Below are 16210 nucleotides of genomic sequence, written 5' to 3' on the forward strand. Positions count from 1 at the left end.
CGCCTGGTAGATGGCTTCGTGGCTGATGCGCATGGACTCATCATCGGGGAAGTCGACATGGAGCCGGTCGGCGCACCGCGCTGGCCGTCGGGGGAGCCCTGGTCGCCTCGGCGGCGGTGGTGACCGCAGGGCTGGCCACGAGCGGCTCCGGCGGCGGCCGGCATCAGCCGCGTACGGCCGACGGTCTGCCGCTCACCACCGTCGAGGTCACCACCGCCGGCTGCGGCGGCGGCTGGACGGATCCACGGCCCGGCCGCCAGGTCTTCGACCTGCGCAACACCTCCGGCACCTCGGCCGAGGTGTATCTGACCGACCCGGAGACGGGCGCGGTCTACGGCGAGGTCGAAGGGCTCGCCCCGGGCACCGACCGCGCCCTGCGGGTGACCCTGGGCAACGGCTCGTACGCCTTCACATGCCTGCCCGACGATGCCGACGCCGTCACCGGCCCGACCGTGCGGATCGCCGGAGCCGGAACGGTGAAGAGCGGTCCTGCCGCGGTGCCGGTCACGCAGCAGGACCTGATCCCGCCGACCCTCGCGTACCAGAGGTGGATCCAGGCCCGCACGGTCCAGCTGGCGCAGAAGACCGACGCGCTGCGCGACACGATCGACCGCGGCGACCTCGCGGCCGCCCGCACGGACTGGCTCACCGCACATCTGGTGTACGAGCGGATGGGCGCCGCGTACGGCACCTTCGGCGACGCCGACGGGGAGATCAACGGGACCACGGCCGGGCTGTCCGGCGGGGTGCGCGACCCAGGCTTCGGCGGTTTCCACCGGCTCGAGTACGGCCTGTGGCACGGCGAGTCGGCGAGCAGCCTGCGCGGCCCGGCCGACCGGCTGGCCAAGGCCGTGCACGCACTGCGCGACAACTGGCCCGACCAGCGGATGGACCCGGCGGACATCGGGCTGCGGACGCACGAGATCCTGGAGAACACCGTGCAGTTCGAGTTGACCGGCCGTACCGACTACGGCAGCGGCACCAACCTGGCCACCGCCCGCGCCAACCTCGACGGCACCCGGGAACTGCTGGGCGATCTGCGCCCGCTGCTCAAGAGCCGCGACTCCGGACTGACCGGCCTCGACGCCTGGATGGACCGCACCCAGCACACGCTCGACGCCTTCGACCACGACGGCCGCTGGACACCCCTGACCCGACTCACCCGCGCACAGCGAGAAAAGGTCGACGCGGACACGGGAGAACTGGCCGAGCGGCTCGCCGACGTGGCCGCCCTCACGGACGTACGGAGGACCGCGTGAAGCGCGAGAAGCGCGTGGACGAGGTAGGGCGCCGGGGTGCGCGACTTCGCCGACCGGCGACTGGTCCGCCTCGCCCGGGGCCGCATCACCGTCCTCGGCCCGCAGCGCCCGACGGGTCACGCGGGCTGACGTCACCGAACCGTAAGCCACCTGGCCCGCACCCCACTCGTCCGCGCGGCCTAGAGTTCAGCCGACCCCGAACTCCAGGAGCGACCCGACCCATGCGTGCCCGCCTCATCCTCCCCGGCCTCTTGGCCGCCACCGCACTCACCCTGGCCGGCTGCGGCAGCGACGACGGCGCGTCCTCCCAGGGCACGGCGGATACGGCCGGTCCGGCGGCCTCCGGCTCCTCCGCGCCGGCGGGTGCGCCGTCCGGGGCTTCAGCCGTACCGGAGGCGCTGCGCTTCACCGGCACGACCGTGGACGGCCGGCCCTTCGACGCGGCGACGCTGGCGGGCAAGCCGACCGTGCTGTGGTTCTGGGCACCGTGGTGCCCCACGTGTAAGGCACAGGGGCCCGAAACCGCCAGGGTCGCCGCCCGGTTCAAGGGCAAGGCGAACGTGATCGGGGTGGCCGGGCTCGACACACCGCAGGCCATGAAGGACTTCGTCACCGACACCGAGGTCGGCGCCTTCCCGAACCTGTCCGACGAGTCCGGGAAGATCTGGAAGAAGTTCGAGATCACCCAGCAGAGCGTCTACGTGGTCCTCGACAAGGACGGCAAGACCGTCTTCACCGGAAGCCTGCCGGCCGGCAAGGGGCTCGCCGGCAAGCTCGGCCCGCTCGTGGGCTGAGCGCCATGTCGGACCTGCCTCTCGCCCTGGCCCTGACCGCGGGCATGCTCGCCGCCGTCAACCCCTGCGGCTTCGCCCTCCTGCCCGCCTACCTCTCCCTGCTCGTCCTCGGCGACGACCCGCCCGCCCGCCCCCACTCTCGGCTTCGCTCGAGCGGGGGGACCCCCATCGGCGGGGGGACCCCCGTCGCCGCCGTCACCCGCGCGCTGACCGCGACCGCCGCCATGACCGCCGGATTCGCCGCCGTGTTCGCCCTGTTCGGCCTCGTGATCGCTCCGGTGGCAGGCCAGGTCCAGCAGCACCTGCCCTGGTTCACCATCGCCTTCGGCCTCCTCCTGGCCCTGGCAGGCGGCTGGCTGCTGACCGGCCGGGACCTGCCCGCCCTGCTCCCGAAACTCCGGCGCGCCCCCACGGTGACCCGCTCCGTGCCGTCGATGGCCCTGTTCGGCGCCGCCTACGCCCTCGCGTCCCTCGGCTGCACCATCGCCCCCTTCCTCGCCATCGTCGTCTCCGCCTTCCGCAGCGGCTCCGCTGTCGGCGGCATCACCCTGTTCACGGCGTACGCGGCCGGCATGGGGCTGGTCGTCGGGGCCGCCGCCCTGTCCGTCGCCCTCACCCGAAGCGCCCGCGTCGGAGGCCTGCGCCGCCTCGGCTCCGTCGCCTCGCGCCTGGGCGGCGCCCTGCTCCTCCTGGTCGGCGCGTATGTCGCGTACTACGGCTGGTACGAGATCCGCGTCCTGCGCGACCCCGGGACCAGCGACCCCGTCATCGAAGCCGCAGGCACCGTGCAGCAGTTCGTCGCCGGCCTGCTGGACGACGTCGGCGTTCCCGTGATCGCCGCGGCCTTCGTCACGCTGCTGCTCATCGCCGTCGCGCTGCGCCGCCGTCGGCACCGCCACGACCGTCCGCGAGTGTCGGACGGGCAGCGCCGCCCCGCCTGACGACGGCAGCCTCCCCACCGGCTCCGCCCTGCGACTTCGGGGTAACCACTAACATCCGACAATGCGCACATCCCCCTCGCTCCTGCGAGCTTTTCGCCCCCAGGTCCAAGAGCGTCTCTACGACTTCTACGAAGAGCTGCGGAGTGCCGACGACCTCTTCTGGGACCGCCACCTGGACGCGTGGGTGGCGACCGGGCACGCAGTGGTCAGCAGCGCCGCAGGTGACCCGAGGCTGTCATCAGTGCGCTACCCCGACATCGCGGCCGTCTCCGAGGAACTGCGGCCGCTGGCCCGGGTCCTGAGCCGGCAGATGCTCTACAACGACGCCCCCGACCACGCCCGGCTGCGAGCCTTGATCAGCAGGGCCTTCACTCCCCGGGCGGTAGCGGCACTCCGCGCCCGGATCGTCGAAGCGGTCGACCGGATCATCACCCGCGCCGCGCCGACCGGTCGGATGGACATCGTCGCGGACCTCGCCCGCCCCCTGCCTCTCACTGTCATCTGCGACCTCCTCGACGTACCGCAGCAGGACCGTCCCGCCGTCGCCGCCTGGTCCGAGCCGATCGCCGAAGCCATCGGCAACTCCCGGCTCGACGCCGACGGCAACCGCGCGGCCTCACAGAGCATGGCGGAGATGCTCGCCCACCTCCGCGAACTCCTCACCCGCCGGGACACGCCGCCGAACCCCCACACCCTGCGCGCGCTGGTGACCGCGCAGGCACAGGACACCGGCCAGGACCTCGACGAGCTCCTCGCCAACTGCGCGCTGCTCCTGATCGCCGGCCACGAGACGACCACCCACTTCATCGGCAACGCCACACTCGCCCTGCTCCGCCACCCGCACGCGGCCGACCAGTTGCGCCGCCGCCCCGATCTGATGCCCGCCGCAGTCGAGGAACTCCTGCGCTACGACGCCCCGGTACAGCTCATGCTGCGCCGGGCGCGGCAGGACCTGGACCTGGCGGGCCGCACCATCGTGGAGGGGCAGACGGTGCTCCTCGTGTGCGGTGCGGCCAACCGGGATCCGGCCGTGTTTCCCGATCCCCATGTGCTGGACTTCGAGCGGCCGGGCGGACGGCACATGTCGTTCGGGCACGGACCGCACTTCTGCCTCGGGGCGGCGCTGGCCCGGCTGGAAGGCGCCACCGCCCTGGAAGCACTCCTCACCCGGCTCCCCGGCCTGCGCCTCGACGGCACCGCGCCACAGTGGCAGCGCAGCCTCAACTTCCGCGGCCTCACCCGTCTGGACGTCGCCTTCACTCCCCTGTCGAACGAACACGACACAGGCCCGCGGACGCGGGGAGGATCGGCCGCGTGAGACGGCCCGCCCGTGAAGGACGCTGAACGACTCAGGACGTAGGTCCGGAGGCGGTCTCGGCGACGGCCTCGCGGCGGAGGGCCGGAACCCGACAGCGAACCGACAGCTCGGCTTTACCCATGTCCTTCGGCGAACGGGTCAGGATTCGACAAGGTCTGAACAGCCGGTCCCCAGGGGCCGTACCTCTCGGCAGATCACGAACTTCCCCGGAAGGAACGTCAGCATGACCAGCGAATCAGTTCAGCCGATGTCGGGCCCGAGCCGCCGCACCGTCGTGGCGGCGGTCGGCGCGGCGGGACTCACCGTGGCGCTGACGGCGTGCGGGTCGGACGACAAAGCGGCCGACCCGTCCACCGAACAGGGCGCCGCGAGCGGCGGTGCGACGAACGAAGGGGGTGGCGGCTCGTCCGACGGAGCGGGGGCCGGTGGCGCGGCGCTCGCGAAGACCGCCGACATCCCGGAGGGCAGCGGCAAGATCTTCAAGGACGAGAAGGTGGTGGTCTCGCAGCCGGCCGCGGGCGACTACAAGGCCTTCTCGACGATCTGCACCCACCAGAAGTGTCCGATGGTCGACCTCAAGGACGATGTCATCTCCTGCGCCTGCCACGGCAGTCAGTTCTCCGTCCTGGACGGTAGCGTGAAGAAGGGGCCGGCGGTCCAGCCGCTGGAGGCCAAGCAGATCAGCGTGAACGGTGACTCCATCACGCTCGCCTGACCCCGCCCGCACGCTTCAGGCACGCCAGCACCTCGTCCGTGGTCGCGACCGTGGCGACCAGGGCGAGGGTGTGACGGATCATCGCGGGGGTGTAGTCGGCGGGCACTCCCGCGATGGCGTCCGCCGGGACGACGACGGTGTAGCCGCGGTTCACGGCGTCGAACACGGCGTTGGGTACGGCCACGTTGGCCGAGACGCCGGTGACGATCAGGGCGCGGCAGCCGAGGTTGCGCAGCAGCGGATCGACGTCGGTGCCGTGCAGGGGCGACAGCCCGTGCAGACGCCGTACGACGAAGTCCTCCTCGGCGACCTCGATCGGGGCGGCCACCCGCACCGCCGCAGTGCCGGTCAGCTGCTGGACGGGCAGGCGTGCCGCGGCGCGGAAGATGCGGGCGTTGCTGTTCGCGCCACGGCCGTCGGGGCGGCGCTCGGCGAGGGCGTGGACGACCTGGACACCGCCGTCGTGGGCGGCCGCCACCAGGCGTGCGACGTTGACGAGGGCGCCACCTGCGCGCGCCTGCGCGGCGAGTTCGGGCAGCGCGCTGTCCGCCCCGACGACGCCCTCCTGGCACTCGACGGTGAGCAGCACGGTGGTGCGCGGTTCGAGGAGTTCGCTGAGCGCTTCGTACGAGGGCACGTCTCCCCCTGTCGCCGGCGGCCGGGCGGGCGAGCGTAGCCACCGTTGCGTGCGAACGGAAGAGCACCCATCCTTTTCTGACGTGATGTCAGAGGACTTCCTCTGACACGACGTGGGAGAAAGAGGGGGCGCATGACCGTCACTCAGCAGCAGCGCAGGGGCCGGAAGATCATGATGACGCCGGGCGAGCTGGACGATTTCCTGACCACGCAGCGCACCTGCCGGGTGGCCACGGTGTCGGCGGACGGCGCGCCGCACGTCAGCACGCTGTGGTTCGCCTGGGACGGCGCCTCGATGTGGCTCTACTCGGTCGTCCGCAGCAAGCGGTGGACCGACCTGCGGCGCGATCCCCGCGTGGCGATCGTGGTCGACACCGGCGAGGAGTACGACGAGCTGCGCGGCGCCGAGCTGTCCGGCAGCGTCGAGTTCGTGGGCGAGATACCCCGCACGGGCGAGCTGCGCGCCGAACTCGACGCGCCGGAGACGCTGTTCGCACGGAAGAACTTCGGCCTGGACGAGATGCCGCACGACGGCCGGCATGCCTGGATGCGCCTGACGCCGCAGAAGATCGTCTCCTGGGACTTCCGCAAGCTGGCCGGGCAGTAGCCCTCCCGGGAGTGTTCAGCCGACGCTCTCCCCCGCCGCCCGCAGGGCCTGCACCGCCGCCCGGATCGAGGGGCGGCGGTCCGCGTCCGCGCGCCAGACGACGTACACGTGCCGCCGGACCCGCTGGGTGACCGGGACGGTCACCACCCCGTCGGGCACCGGGTGGCGGCCCAGCAGCGGGGCGATGCACACCCCGAGGCCCGCGGCGACCAGCCCGAGTTGCGTGTGCGTCTCCGCCGCGCGGTGGCCGACGATCGGCTCGATGCCCTTCGAGCGGAGCGTGAACATCAGCCACTCGTGGCAGAACTCACCGTCGCCCCAGGTGATCCACTCGTCGTCGGCGAACTCGCCGAGGTCCACCTCTTCGCGCCCTGCGAGCCGGTGGTTCGCCGGCAGGGCGACCTCGGCCGGGTCGTCCAGGATCGACGCCTTGACCAGGCCCTCGGGCAGCGCCATGGGCTTGTTGTACCAGTCGAGCACCACGGCGAGGTCGAGGTCGCCGCGCACGACTCCGGCGATGCCCTGCTCCGGTTCGAGCTCGCAGGAACGCAGCCGGAGGGTGGGATGCCGCTCGCGCAGTGCGGCCAGCGCGTGCGGGAACAGGCCACGTGCGGCCGTCGGGAATGCCGAGAGCCTGAGCTCGCCGACGACCTGCCCGCGCTGCGCCTCCAGGTCCGACTGGGCGAGTTCGACCTGGGACAGGATGCGCGCGGCGTGCTCGGCGAGCAGCCGGCCCGCGTCGGTGAGCCGCACGCCCCGGCCGTTCTTGGCAAGGAGCCGCTGACCGACCTCGCGCTCCAGCTTGGCCAGCTGCTGCGAGACGGCGGAGGTCGTGATGTGCAGCCCCTCGGCCGCTCCGCTCACCGAGCCGTGCCGGGCGAGGGCGTCGAGGGTGCGCAGGCGCTCCAGGTTCAACATGTAAGCAATGCTACGCAGTACCGGGTGCGAAATCTCGATTGTGCTACGAGGTTGCGGTGCCGCATCGTGGCCGGCATGAGCACCGTCACCACCCCGTCCGGGCGGGTAGCCACCGCCCCGCCCGCACCTGCCCGCCGCCGTCTCGACTGGCGTCTGCGGTTCGCCGCCCTGTCCCTGATCTGGGGCTTCAGCTTCCTCCTCATCAAGGTGGGCACCGAGGGCTACGCGCCGTTCCAGGTGACGCTCGGCCGGTTGGTGTTCGGCACGGTGGTGCTGGCCGCCGCGATGGCCGTGCGGCGTGAGGGACTGCCGCGCGGCGCACGCGTCTGGGCGCATCTGACGGTCGCCGCGTTCCTGCTGAACGCCCTGCCGTTCTCCCTGTTCGCCTACGCCGAACTGACCATCCCGTCCACGCTGGCGGGCATCTGCAACGCGACCTCACCGCTGTGGGGCATGGCGCTGTCGCTGGTCGCCCTCTCGGAGGACCGCCCGACCCGGGTGCGGGTCGCGGGGCTCGGCCTGGGCTTCCTCGGGGTGCTCACGGTGCTGGGCGCCTGGCAGGGCTTCCACGGTCTGGACGCCACCGGAACGGCACTGGCCCTGCTGGGCTCCCTCAGCTACCCCATCGGCTGGATCTACGTCCGCCGCACCCTGGCCGGCACCGGCCATTCGCACCTGTCGATGACCGGCGCCCAGTTGCTGCTCGCGACGGTCCAGCTGACCGTCGTCACCCCGCTGTTCACGACCCTGCCCACCCGCGTGTCCGTCGTGCCGTTGCTGGCGATCGCCGCCCTGGGCACTCTGGGCACGGGCCTGGCCGTGCTCCTCCAGTACGGCCTGGTCGCCGAGGTCGGGCCTACGACCGGCCAGATGGTCACCTACTTCATCCCGGTCATCGCCACGGCCGCCGGTGTCGCCCTTCTCGGCGAGACGCTCACCTGGTCGACCCCGGTCGGAGCGCTGATCGTCCTGACGGGCGCGGCACTCACACAGGTGCGACCGAAGCCCCGGCAGTCGTCACGCCCGTAACGGCACGGGCCCGGAGCGCCGGGCTGGCCGTTCCGCGGACACAGCCCGGCACGCATGGCGAGCCGGGCCACCCGGCCCGTGACTCCATGACCGAAGGCCGATGCGCCGGGCCGGGGCTCAGTCGTAGCTGCGCGCGGGGGCGGGGCCGACGGCCGAGGCGATCGCGTCGGCCAGGGCCTCGATCTCGGGCCCGGCCAGCGTCGAGACCGTCACCCGGATGCCGGGCGGTGCGCTCAGCCGGAAGCGGGCTCCGGGGGCCACCGCCCAGCCGGCGTGCAGCAGCCGGGCGACCGCGCCGGTCTCGTCCGGCACGGGCACCCACACGTTCATGCCGCTGCGCCCGTACGACGCGACACCGCGCCGGTCGAGCGCGCCGATCAGCGCGTCCCTCCGCCGTCCGTAGGACGCCGCCACCCGGGCCGTGTCCACCGCGCCGTCGGCCCACAACCGGACCAGGGCCCGCTGCATCAGCCGGCTCACCCAGCCCGGGCCGAGCCGGTGCCGTCCGCGGACCCGGTCGACGGTGACGGCGTCCCCGGTGAGCACGGCGAGCCGCAGATCGGGGCCGTAGGCCTTGGCGGCCGAGCGCACGAACGCCCAGTGCCGGGTGGTGCCGGCCAGGGGGTGCAGGGGCACGTCGACGATGCCGTGACCGTGGTCGTCCTCGATCAGCAGGACCTCCGGGTGCTCGCGGAGCACGGCACGCAGGGCACGCGCGCGTGGAGCGCTCACCGCGGCGCCGGTCGGGTTCTGCGCCCGGTCCGTGACGATCAGGGCCCGGGCCCCGGCCTCCAGCGCCCGGCGCACGTCCTGTGCGCGCGGTCCCTCGTCGTCGACGCCGACGGGGACGGTCCGCAGCCCGAGCGCGGGCACGAGATCGAGGGTGCGGCCCCAGCCGGGATCCTCGACGGCGACGGTGTCACCGGGCTTGAGGTGAGCCGCCAGCACCCGTTCGACGCCGTCGAGGGCCCCTGAGACCACGGCGAGCGGCCCGTCCGGCACTCCGTCGGCGTCGAGTCCGGCCCGGGCGATCCGGGCCAGCTCCGGTTCCACGGCCAGGTCCCCGTAGAGCACGGGCGCCCGGTCGCCCTCGGCGGCCGCCGCCGCGAACGCGCCCGCGAGCGGTGGCAGCAGCGCCGGGTCCGGATTGCCCTGCGCGACGTCCCGCACGCCCTCGGGAACCTCCACCCTGATGTGGTCCCGCCCGGTCGTCGCCGGTGCGGGCCGCACCCGGCTGCCGCGCCGGCCCGCGGTCTCGATGACCCCGCGCTCGCGCAGAGTCCGGTACGCGGCCGCGACCGTGTTGGGGTTCACCCCCAGCTGCTCCGCCAACTCCCTCATGGGAGGCAGCGATTGACCGGGCCGCAGCTCACCGGCCCCCACCGCGCGCTCGATGCTCGCGGAAATGTCCGCTGCGCGACGCCCACTGATCCGATACTCTCCTAGCACAAAGTCAATTATGCACTAGTGCAATGGAGAGCGCCATGCAGGGGACCGCGCAGACGCCGTCGCATCCCGAGACCGGCTACACCCCGACCGACCGCACCGTCCCGACCCGCTCCCCGGACCGGGCCTCGTACGACAGGGAACTGGTGCACGCGATACTCGACGAGGCCTACGTCTGTCATCTCGGTTTCGTCCGCGACGGCGCGCCGGTGGTCCTGCCCACGCTGTACGCCCGGGTCGGCGAGCGCCTGTACGTGCACGGCTCGACGGGCTCGCGTCCGCTGCGGGCGGCCGGACAGGCCGACCCGGGCCTCGCGGTGTGCCTGACGGTCACGCACGTCGACGGACTGGTCCTGGCCCGCTCGGCCTTCCACCACTCGATCAACTACCGCTCCGTGGTGGTGCACGGTATCGCCCACGATGTGACGGACCCAGAGGAGAAGCGGCGGGCCCTGGACGCGCTGGTCGACCACGTCGTGCCCGGCCGCTCCGCCGACTCGCGGCCCGCCAACAAGAAGGAGCTGGCCGCCACCGCCGTGATCCGCCTGGATCTGGACGAGGTCTCCGCGAAGCTGCGCACCGGCGGCGTGAACGACGAACCGGAGGACCTCGCCCTCCCCCACTGGGCCGGTGTCGTCCCGGTGCGGCGCACCTACGGCACACCGGTTCCCGACCCGGGCCTGGCCCAAGGCACCGAACTGCCCGGCTACCTCGAGGCCCTGTGATGCTGATCCACCCCTGGGACGCGCCCCGCGACGACGCCGAAGGGCAACGGTGGCTGACCGACCACGACTTCGGCCAGCTCGCCGTCAACGGCTTGCCGGGCGAGCCGCCCCACGTCCAGCCCCTGCACTTCGCCTACGACCCCGAGCGCAACGTCGTCCTCACCCACCTCGCCCGCCCGAATCCGCTCTGGCCCGCGCTGGAGGCCGACCCGGAGGTGGTGCTGAGCGTGGTCGACGACTACGTGTACGTGCCCGGCCCCTGGCAGGCCGCCCCGGACGTCCCGCCCGAGCACGGCACCCCGACGAGCTTCTACGCGGCCTTCCAGCTCCGCTGCCGCGCCCATGTCGTGGACGACCCGGCGGAGAAGGCCGCGCTCCTCAACCGCCAGGTCGACCACTTCCAGCCACGGGGCGGTTCCGCGCGGGCCGCGGTGGGTGAGGCCCCCTACGGCAGGATGCTCGCCGGGATCCGCGGCCTGCGCCTCGAGGTGAGGGACGTGCGGGCGAAGTTCAAGTACGCCGGCCACAGGACGGACGAGGTCCGGGACCGGATCGCCGCGGGCCTCGCGGCCCGCGGTGGGCCCGGCGACGCGAAGGCCCGCGACCACCTCCTGCGCGGACAGCGGGCGTAGGCCGCGAGGCCCGCCCTACACGGCCATCACCGGCTCCTCTCCCTTACGCGCGCCCCGCGCCTCACCGATCGCGAGGCCCGCCACGGAGCCGAGCATCAGCAGGGTCCCGGCCAGCGTCGCCGCCGTGAGGTGCTCGCCGAGCAGGACGACGGCGAGCACCGCCGCACTCACCGGTTCGAGCAGCATGATCACCGAGACGGTGGCGGACCGTACGACGGCCGCGCCCGCGAAGTAGAGGCCGTAGGCGAGTGCCGTGGGGACGGCGGCGACGTAGAGCAGCAGGAGCAGGAGCCGGCCGGGTTCCTCGGTGTGCGGCAGCAGTCCCTCCGTCAGGGCGAGGGGCAGCAGGCACAGGCTCGTGACGGCGAAGGCCCCGGTGGTCGTCCCGGAGACGTCGGCCTCGCCGGCGCGGCCCCACCGGCGGATGAGCAGCGTCATCACGCTGTACCCGGCCGCGGACAGCAGCGCGAGCAGCACACCCACCGGTCGTACGGTCGCGTCTCCGCCGCCGAGGACGAGAACCGCGAGCCCGGCGAGGGCGCCGCCGACGGCGAGGGTGCCGCCCCGGCCCAGGCGCTCGGCCAGGGTCAGCCGGGCCCCGAGCGCGATGAGGACGGGGCCCGCACCCAGGGTGACGACGGTGGCCACGGCCAGGCCGGTGGCGGAGACGGCCGCGAAGTACGCGGTCTGGAAGACGGCGAGCCCGAGCCCCATGATCCCGGACCGCAGCGCCCGGCGGCCGAGCGGCTCCCGCACGGGCGTCGCGGCGCGCGGCCGCAGCGGGCGGACGGCGAGCAGCAGGAGGAGACCGGCGGCGCAGCGCCAGAACGAGAGGGCGACGGGCCCCATGTCACTGGTCCGGTAGACCAGGGAGGCGGCCGCGCCCGCGGTGCCCCAGGCGGCACCGGCGACGATCAGATAGAGAAGGCCTCGCCCGATGGGCAGGCCGGATGCGGTGTTCGACATGTGTTCTCTCCGCAGACGCGCACGCGCGCCACCCGCGTCGGGTGGCGGCCGGATGCGCGGAAGTTCGGGAAGGGCCCCGGATCGGTCGGGATCAGCGGGGTCCGCGGACTTCGTCTACGGGCAGCACCGTTCGGCCCGGCGGCTCATCGCCGGGCACGGTTTCCGGAGGGCCCGCCTCAGGCGGCCGGAGGCGGAAGAACGAGTGCGTTCGAAGGCATGATCGACACCTTAGGCGCTGGTCCCGCGCCCGGACAATTGCCTTTTCGGGCCGCCGCTCGCCACCGGCTGACCGGACCCCTTGGCGGGTGTCGAGGACTGCGCGATGAACGCGCCCACCAGCACGATCACCCCACCGGCGATCTGCGGCGCCGAGAGGTGCTCGCCGAGCAGGACCCAGGCCAGGACGGTGGCGATGACCGCCTCGAGGCAGGCCACGACTCCCGCGACCTGCGGGGAGAGCCGGCGCACGGAGAGCACACCGGTGATGTAGGCGACGACCGTGGCGACGAGGACGATCCACGCCAGCAGGACGAGGGCGGCGACGGGCCTGCCGTCCATGCTCGCGGTGCCCCGGAGCACCGACCAGTCCATGGTCCAGGGCCGTGCGACCACGGTCAGCACGGCCGCGCCGACGAGCAGCCCGTGGGCGATGACGCCGAGCGGGTCGGGTGCCTCGTCCCCGGCGTCGCTGCCCTGGTCGGACAGCACGAAGTAGCCGACCTGGCAGCAGGCCGCGCCGAGCGCGAGCAGCAGTCCGAGGACGTCGAAGCCGAGACCGGACCAGACCTCGACGACACAGGCGAGTCCGCCGACCGCGAGGACGACACCGACGGCCGCGGCACGCGTCACGGGCCGCTTCTGCACGAACCGCACCCAGCCCAGCACGAGCGCGGGTGCCAGGTACTCGATGAGCAGCGCGACCCCGACGGGGATCCGGGAGAGCGCGGCGAAGTAGCAGGCCTGGACACCGGCGACGGCGAGCAGGCCGAACCCGGCGAGCAGCCCGGGGCGCCTGCGCAGCAGCGCCCGGTGCCGCACGGCGAGCGGCAGCATGACCAGGGCCGCCCCGGCCACGCGCAGCCACACCACGTGCAGCGGGTCCAGGCCCGCCTCGATCAGCGGCTTGGCCGCGACACCGGATCCGCCGAAGGCGACCGCGGACAGGAGCGCGAGGCCGAGCCCCACACCCCTGCCGCGCCCGCTCGCGCTGCTGTCAGAGGTACGCACCGGCACATGATGGCAGGCCGTGACAGGAGCGTCATCCCCTATGGCACCTGTCTCACAGCCTGGACGGGACGAACGGTCCGAGGTCACGCGGTTCAGTGCGTGGCTTCGCCGCACTCCTCGGTGACGCCGGGCCGGCCGTCGAGCCGGGCATGCACCTCGCGCGGGTCGATGCCGGCCCGTTCGAGCACTTCTACGGCGCGCGCCTGCGGGTCGACGACGATCGCCGCGAGCAGGTCGATGCCACGGGCCGGCCCGCCGCGCTCGGCCCCGCGTACGCAGGCGTACTCCATGGACGCGGCGGCGAGCGGAGAGAAGCCCGCCGTTCCGGTCATCAGGGGGACGGCGCCGGAGTCCTCCACACCGCTCTGCCAGCGCAGGCCGTAGCCGATGCTGCGCTGGACGAGATAACCGAGCAGCCGCGCGATCTGCGGTCCCTCACCGATGACGGCACGCGCGTCGGGGTCGGACTCCAGCAGCGAGTGGAGCAGATGGGCGGTGTCGATCTGCCGGTCCCCGTCCCGGACCGCCCGGCGCCGGGCACCGCCGACCACCGACGCCAGCTCGTCACTGAGCCTGGCATCGTTGTCCATGCGCTGAATGCCGTGCTCATGGGCCGACTGCCGGGGGTTACGGGGTTGCACATCCTCTACCCCATCAGTCCCGCGGGCCCGGGTCATCCCCGGAGGGAAGCATCTTCGCGTCCCACGGAAAGTGGACGCCGGTGGCCGGAATCTCCTCCTTGCGGAGGAGATCAGGCGGATCCGGGGAAAGGCACCGAACCGCCTGACGGTTCGTCAGTATTGAACATCGCGGCCGCCGCGGCTACGTTCCGCGACACCCGGCCCGATACGAAGAGGTGGTCGCATGGCCGAAGTCAGCGCGCAGGCACGCATCGGGGCGTCGGCCGAGAAGGTGTGGGCGAGACTCACGGACTGGTCCGCGTACGGCGAGTGGAACGCGACCCACACGAGTTTCCCGGCGGGCGGCCCGGAGCCTCTCGCCGTGGGCGCGACGTTCCTGGAGAACATGCGGATGATGAACTTCCCGGCCGAGGTGGCCTGGACCGTCGAGGAGCTGGAACCGGCCCGCGTGCTCGCCCTCCGCGGCAAAGGCCCGATGGCGGTGACGGTCGCGACGCGTTACACCCTCGCGCCGGACGGCGGCGCCACGACGGTCCGGATCGACGGTGAGTTCACGGGCGCGACGGTGTCCCTGATGGCGGGCAAGCTCAAGGACTCGGCCACGGCAGCCCTGCACGAGTCGCTGCGCAGACTGGACGGTCTGGTGGCCTGACACCCCCCGGCACGCCGACACGCCCCCGGAGGGATCCGGGGGCGCTTCGTGTCCCGCGTCCTTCAGTCCTCGTCGGCGAGGATGAGGTACATCTTCTTGCGGGCCTCGTTGATGACGCCGACCGCCTTCTCGCGCTGCTCCTTGCTGCCGGTCTTCCAGACCTGGCCGAAGGCCTCCATCAGACCGAAGCCGGCCTGGCGGATCTCACCGAGGGCCTCCCAGTCGACTCCGCGGGATGCCTCTTCCCAGGGGGCCTCGGGCCCCTCCCCGGCTGCCTCGCGGCCCGCCTCGGTGAGCGAGAACAGCTTCTTGCCGCCCTCGGAGGCGCTGACGATCAGCCCTTCGTCCTCCAGCAGCTGGAGGGTGGGGTACACCGAGCCGGGGCTGGGCTTCCACGCCCCGCCGCTGCGCTCGGCGATCTCCTGGATCATCTCGTAGCCGTGCATCGGCCGGTCCTTCAGCAGGGCCAGGATCGAGGCGCGTACGTCACCGCGCCGCGCCCTTCCCCTCGGGCCCCCGCGCCCTCGTCCGCCCCAGGGGCCCGGCCCACCGGGTCCGCCCCAGCCGGGGCCGCCCGGGCCGCCGGGCCCGAACGGGCCGAAGGCCGCCCGCAGCCCTTCGAAGCCGCCCCGGCCGTGGTGCGGGCCACCGTGTCCATGTCCACGCTCGAATCCGTGGGTACGCATCGCAACCACTCTCCATTCCATCGTTGATCTGTCGCGATGCTTCAACGATATATCGGTAATGCGCGTCGTGCAAGGACCTGCTCGCGGCACCCGGCCGGCGGAACCGGGCCGCCACTCCCGAATTGGCCTTGGTCTGCGGCCTCGGCACAGCCCTAACGTCGGGGCCATGCGGATCCGAATCGTCGACGCCTTCACCGATCGCCCCTTCGCCGGCAACCCGGCCGGGGTCCTGCTCCTGACCGACGCGGACGCCTTCCCGGACGACACATGGCTGCAGAACGTCGCCCTGGAGGTCAACCACGCCGAGACCGCCTTCGCCCACCCGCTGCTCGAGGGCGCCGGGGCCGACTGGGCGCTGCGCTGGTTCACGCCGGCCACCGAGGTCGCGATGTGCGGCCACGCGACCCTCGCCACCGCCCACGTCCTGCACACGACCGGCGCCCACGAGGGCCCGGTCCGGTTCGCCACGCGCAGCGGCGTCCTGGTCGCCACCCCCACCGCGGACGGCTCTGTCACCATGGACTTCCCGACAGCCCCGCTCACCCGCCTCGACCCGCCCCACGGCCTCGCCGAGGCGCTCGGAGCCGAGCCGCTCACCGTCCTCGACACCGGCCCGAACGTCGGCGACCTGCTCGTGGAGATCGCCGACGAGAAGACGGTGCACGCCCTCCGCCCCGATCTGAAGGCCCTCGCCGCCCACTCCGAGCGCGGCGTCATCGCCACCGCCCGGGCCGAGGACCCCGCCCGGGGCTACGACTTCGTCTCGCGCTGCTTCTTCCCGAACGCCGGGATCGACGAGGACCCGGTGACCGGCAGCGCCCACACCGCACTCGCCCCGTTCTGGTCCGAGCGCCTGGGCCGTCCGGGGCTCACCGGACTCCAGGCCTCACCCCGCTCCGGCCGCGTCCGCACGGAACTGCGGGGCGAGCGCACCCTGCTGACGGGCAGGGCGGTCACCGTCATCGAGGGCGACCTGATGGCCTGAGACGAGAAAGGGGGCATACGACACCGTCGTACA

General features: G+C 72.9%; 18 protein-coding genes. 11 read left to right on the forward strand and 7 right to left on the reverse strand.

Going from position 1 to position 16210, the window contains the following annotated elements:
• The first annotated feature begins 80 nt into the window (after positions 1 to 80).
• From QNO09_RS37050 to QNO09_RS37070, 5 genes are all read left to right on the forward strand, one after another.
• The gene (locus tag QNO09_RS37050) at positions 81 to 1259 is read left to right on the forward strand and encodes an EfeM/EfeO family lipoprotein (protein WP_502962397.1); all 1179 of its coding nucleotides are present in this window, start codon (positions 81 to 83) and stop codon (positions 1257 to 1259) included.
• Positions 1260 to 1480: 221 nt separating this feature from the next.
• On the forward strand, positions 1481 to 2053 hold the full coding sequence (locus QNO09_RS37055) for a redoxin domain-containing protein (protein ID WP_283974633.1): 573 nt from the start codon (positions 1481 to 1483) through the stop codon (positions 2051 to 2053).
• Between the two features lie 5 nt (positions 2054 to 2058).
• Entirely contained in the window at positions 2059 to 2994 is a 936-nt protein-coding gene (locus tag QNO09_RS37060; protein ID WP_283974634.1) for a cytochrome c biogenesis CcdA family protein, read from the forward strand.
• 61 nt (positions 2995 to 3055) lie between these two features.
• Positions 3056 to 4312: a cytochrome P450 gene (locus QNO09_RS37065; protein WP_283974635.1), complete on the forward strand. Its 1257-nt coding sequence runs from the start codon at positions 3056 to 3058 to the stop codon at positions 4310 to 4312.
• A gap of 223 nt (positions 4313 to 4535) precedes the next feature.
• Complete coding sequence (locus QNO09_RS37070) at positions 4536 to 5027, forward strand: Rieske (2Fe-2S) protein (RefSeq protein ID WP_283974636.1); 492 nt, start codon at positions 4536 to 4538, stop codon at positions 5025 to 5027.
• Here QNO09_RS37070 and QNO09_RS37075 read toward each other — a convergent pair.
• On the reverse strand, positions 5014 to 5664 hold the full coding sequence (locus QNO09_RS37075) for a cysteine hydrolase family protein (protein WP_283974637.1): 651 nt from the start codon (positions 5662 to 5664) through the stop codon (positions 5014 to 5016). The two genes, QNO09_RS37070 and QNO09_RS37075, sit on opposite strands and share 14 nt — an antisense overlap.
• A 132-nt stretch (positions 5665 to 5796) precedes the next feature.
• Between QNO09_RS37075 and QNO09_RS37080 the strand changes: the two genes are divergently transcribed.
• The gene (locus QNO09_RS37080) at positions 5797 to 6270 is read left to right on the forward strand and encodes a pyridoxamine 5'-phosphate oxidase family protein (RefSeq protein WP_283974638.1); all 474 of its coding nucleotides are present in this window, start codon (positions 5797 to 5799) and stop codon (positions 6268 to 6270) included.
• Positions 6271 to 6285: 15 nt separating this feature from the next.
• Here the strand turns inward: QNO09_RS37080 and QNO09_RS37085 are convergent, their stop codons facing one another.
• Positions 6286 to 7188, reverse strand: coding sequence for a LysR family transcriptional regulator (locus QNO09_RS37085; protein ID WP_283974639.1), 903 nt, complete (start codon positions 7186 to 7188; stop codon positions 6286 to 6288).
• 75 nt (positions 7189 to 7263) lie between these two features.
• On the opposite strand from QNO09_RS37085, the gene QNO09_RS37090 reads away from it, so the two are divergent.
• Complete coding sequence (locus tag QNO09_RS37090; RefSeq protein ID WP_283974640.1) at positions 7264 to 8217, forward strand: DMT family transporter; 954 nt, start codon at positions 7264 to 7266, stop codon at positions 8215 to 8217.
• A 117-nt stretch (positions 8218 to 8334) separates the two neighbouring features.
• Here the strand turns inward: QNO09_RS37090 and QNO09_RS37095 are convergent, their stop codons facing one another.
• Complete coding sequence (locus tag QNO09_RS37095) at positions 8335 to 9666, reverse strand: aminotransferase class I/II-fold pyridoxal phosphate-dependent enzyme (RefSeq protein WP_283974641.1); 1332 nt, start codon at positions 9664 to 9666, stop codon at positions 8335 to 8337.
• Positions 9667 to 9701: 35 nt separating this feature from the next.
• On the opposite strand from QNO09_RS37095, the gene QNO09_RS37100 reads away from it, so the two are divergent.
• Together QNO09_RS37100 and QNO09_RS37105 are read left to right on the forward strand one after the other, a co-directional pair.
• The gene (locus QNO09_RS37100; RefSeq protein WP_283974642.1) at positions 9702 to 10388 is read left to right on the forward strand and encodes a pyridoxamine 5'-phosphate oxidase family protein; all 687 of its coding nucleotides are present in this window, start codon (positions 9702 to 9704) and stop codon (positions 10386 to 10388) included.
• Positions 10388 to 11020, forward strand: coding sequence for an FMN-binding negative transcriptional regulator (locus QNO09_RS37105; protein ID WP_283974643.1), 633 nt, complete (start codon positions 10388 to 10390; stop codon positions 11018 to 11020). The genes QNO09_RS37100 and QNO09_RS37105 overlap by 1 nt, the downstream gene beginning before the upstream one ends.
• A 15-nt stretch (positions 11021 to 11035) precedes the next feature.
• Here QNO09_RS37105 and QNO09_RS37110 read toward each other — a convergent pair whose 3' ends face one another.
• From QNO09_RS37110 to QNO09_RS37120, 3 genes are all read right to left on the reverse strand, one after another.
• Positions 11036 to 11986: a DMT family transporter gene (locus QNO09_RS37110; protein ID WP_283974644.1), complete on the reverse strand. Its 951-nt coding sequence runs from the start codon at positions 11984 to 11986 to the stop codon at positions 11036 to 11038.
• 228 nt (positions 11987 to 12214) lie between these two features.
• Positions 12215 to 13219, reverse strand: a complete 1005-nt coding sequence (locus tag QNO09_RS37115) for an EamA family transporter (RefSeq protein ID WP_283974645.1) — start codon at positions 13217 to 13219, stop codon at positions 12215 to 12217.
• An 86-nt stretch (positions 13220 to 13305) separates the two neighbouring features.
• The gene (locus QNO09_RS37120; RefSeq protein ID WP_502962396.1) at positions 13306 to 13854 is read right to left on the reverse strand and encodes a Clp protease N-terminal domain-containing protein; all 549 of its coding nucleotides are present in this window, start codon (positions 13852 to 13854) and stop codon (positions 13306 to 13308) included.
• A gap of 223 nt (positions 13855 to 14077) precedes the next feature.
• On the opposite strand from QNO09_RS37120, the gene QNO09_RS37125 reads away from it, so the two are divergent.
• The gene (locus tag QNO09_RS37125) at positions 14078 to 14506 is read left to right on the forward strand and encodes a type II toxin-antitoxin system Rv0910 family toxin (RefSeq protein ID WP_283974647.1); all 429 of its coding nucleotides are present in this window, start codon (positions 14078 to 14080) and stop codon (positions 14504 to 14506) included.
• 62 nt (positions 14507 to 14568) lie between these two features.
• On the opposite strand, the gene QNO09_RS37130 is transcribed toward QNO09_RS37125, so the two are convergent.
• Entirely contained in the window at positions 14569 to 15192 is a 624-nt protein-coding gene (locus QNO09_RS37130) for a PadR family transcriptional regulator (RefSeq protein WP_283974648.1), read from the reverse strand.
• A gap of 166 nt (positions 15193 to 15358) precedes the next feature.
• On the opposite strand from QNO09_RS37130, the gene QNO09_RS37135 reads away from it, so the two are divergent.
• Positions 15359 to 16177: a PhzF family phenazine biosynthesis protein gene (locus tag QNO09_RS37135; protein ID WP_283974649.1), complete on the forward strand. Its 819-nt coding sequence runs from the start codon at positions 15359 to 15361 to the stop codon at positions 16175 to 16177.
• The last annotated feature ends 33 nt before the right edge of the window (positions 16178 to 16210 follow it).

Origin of the sequence: Streptomyces sp. 378, from assembly GCF_030124145.1 — a bacterium.
Taxonomy (GTDB): domain Bacteria; phylum Actinomycetota; class Actinomycetes; order Streptomycetales; family Streptomycetaceae; genus Streptomyces.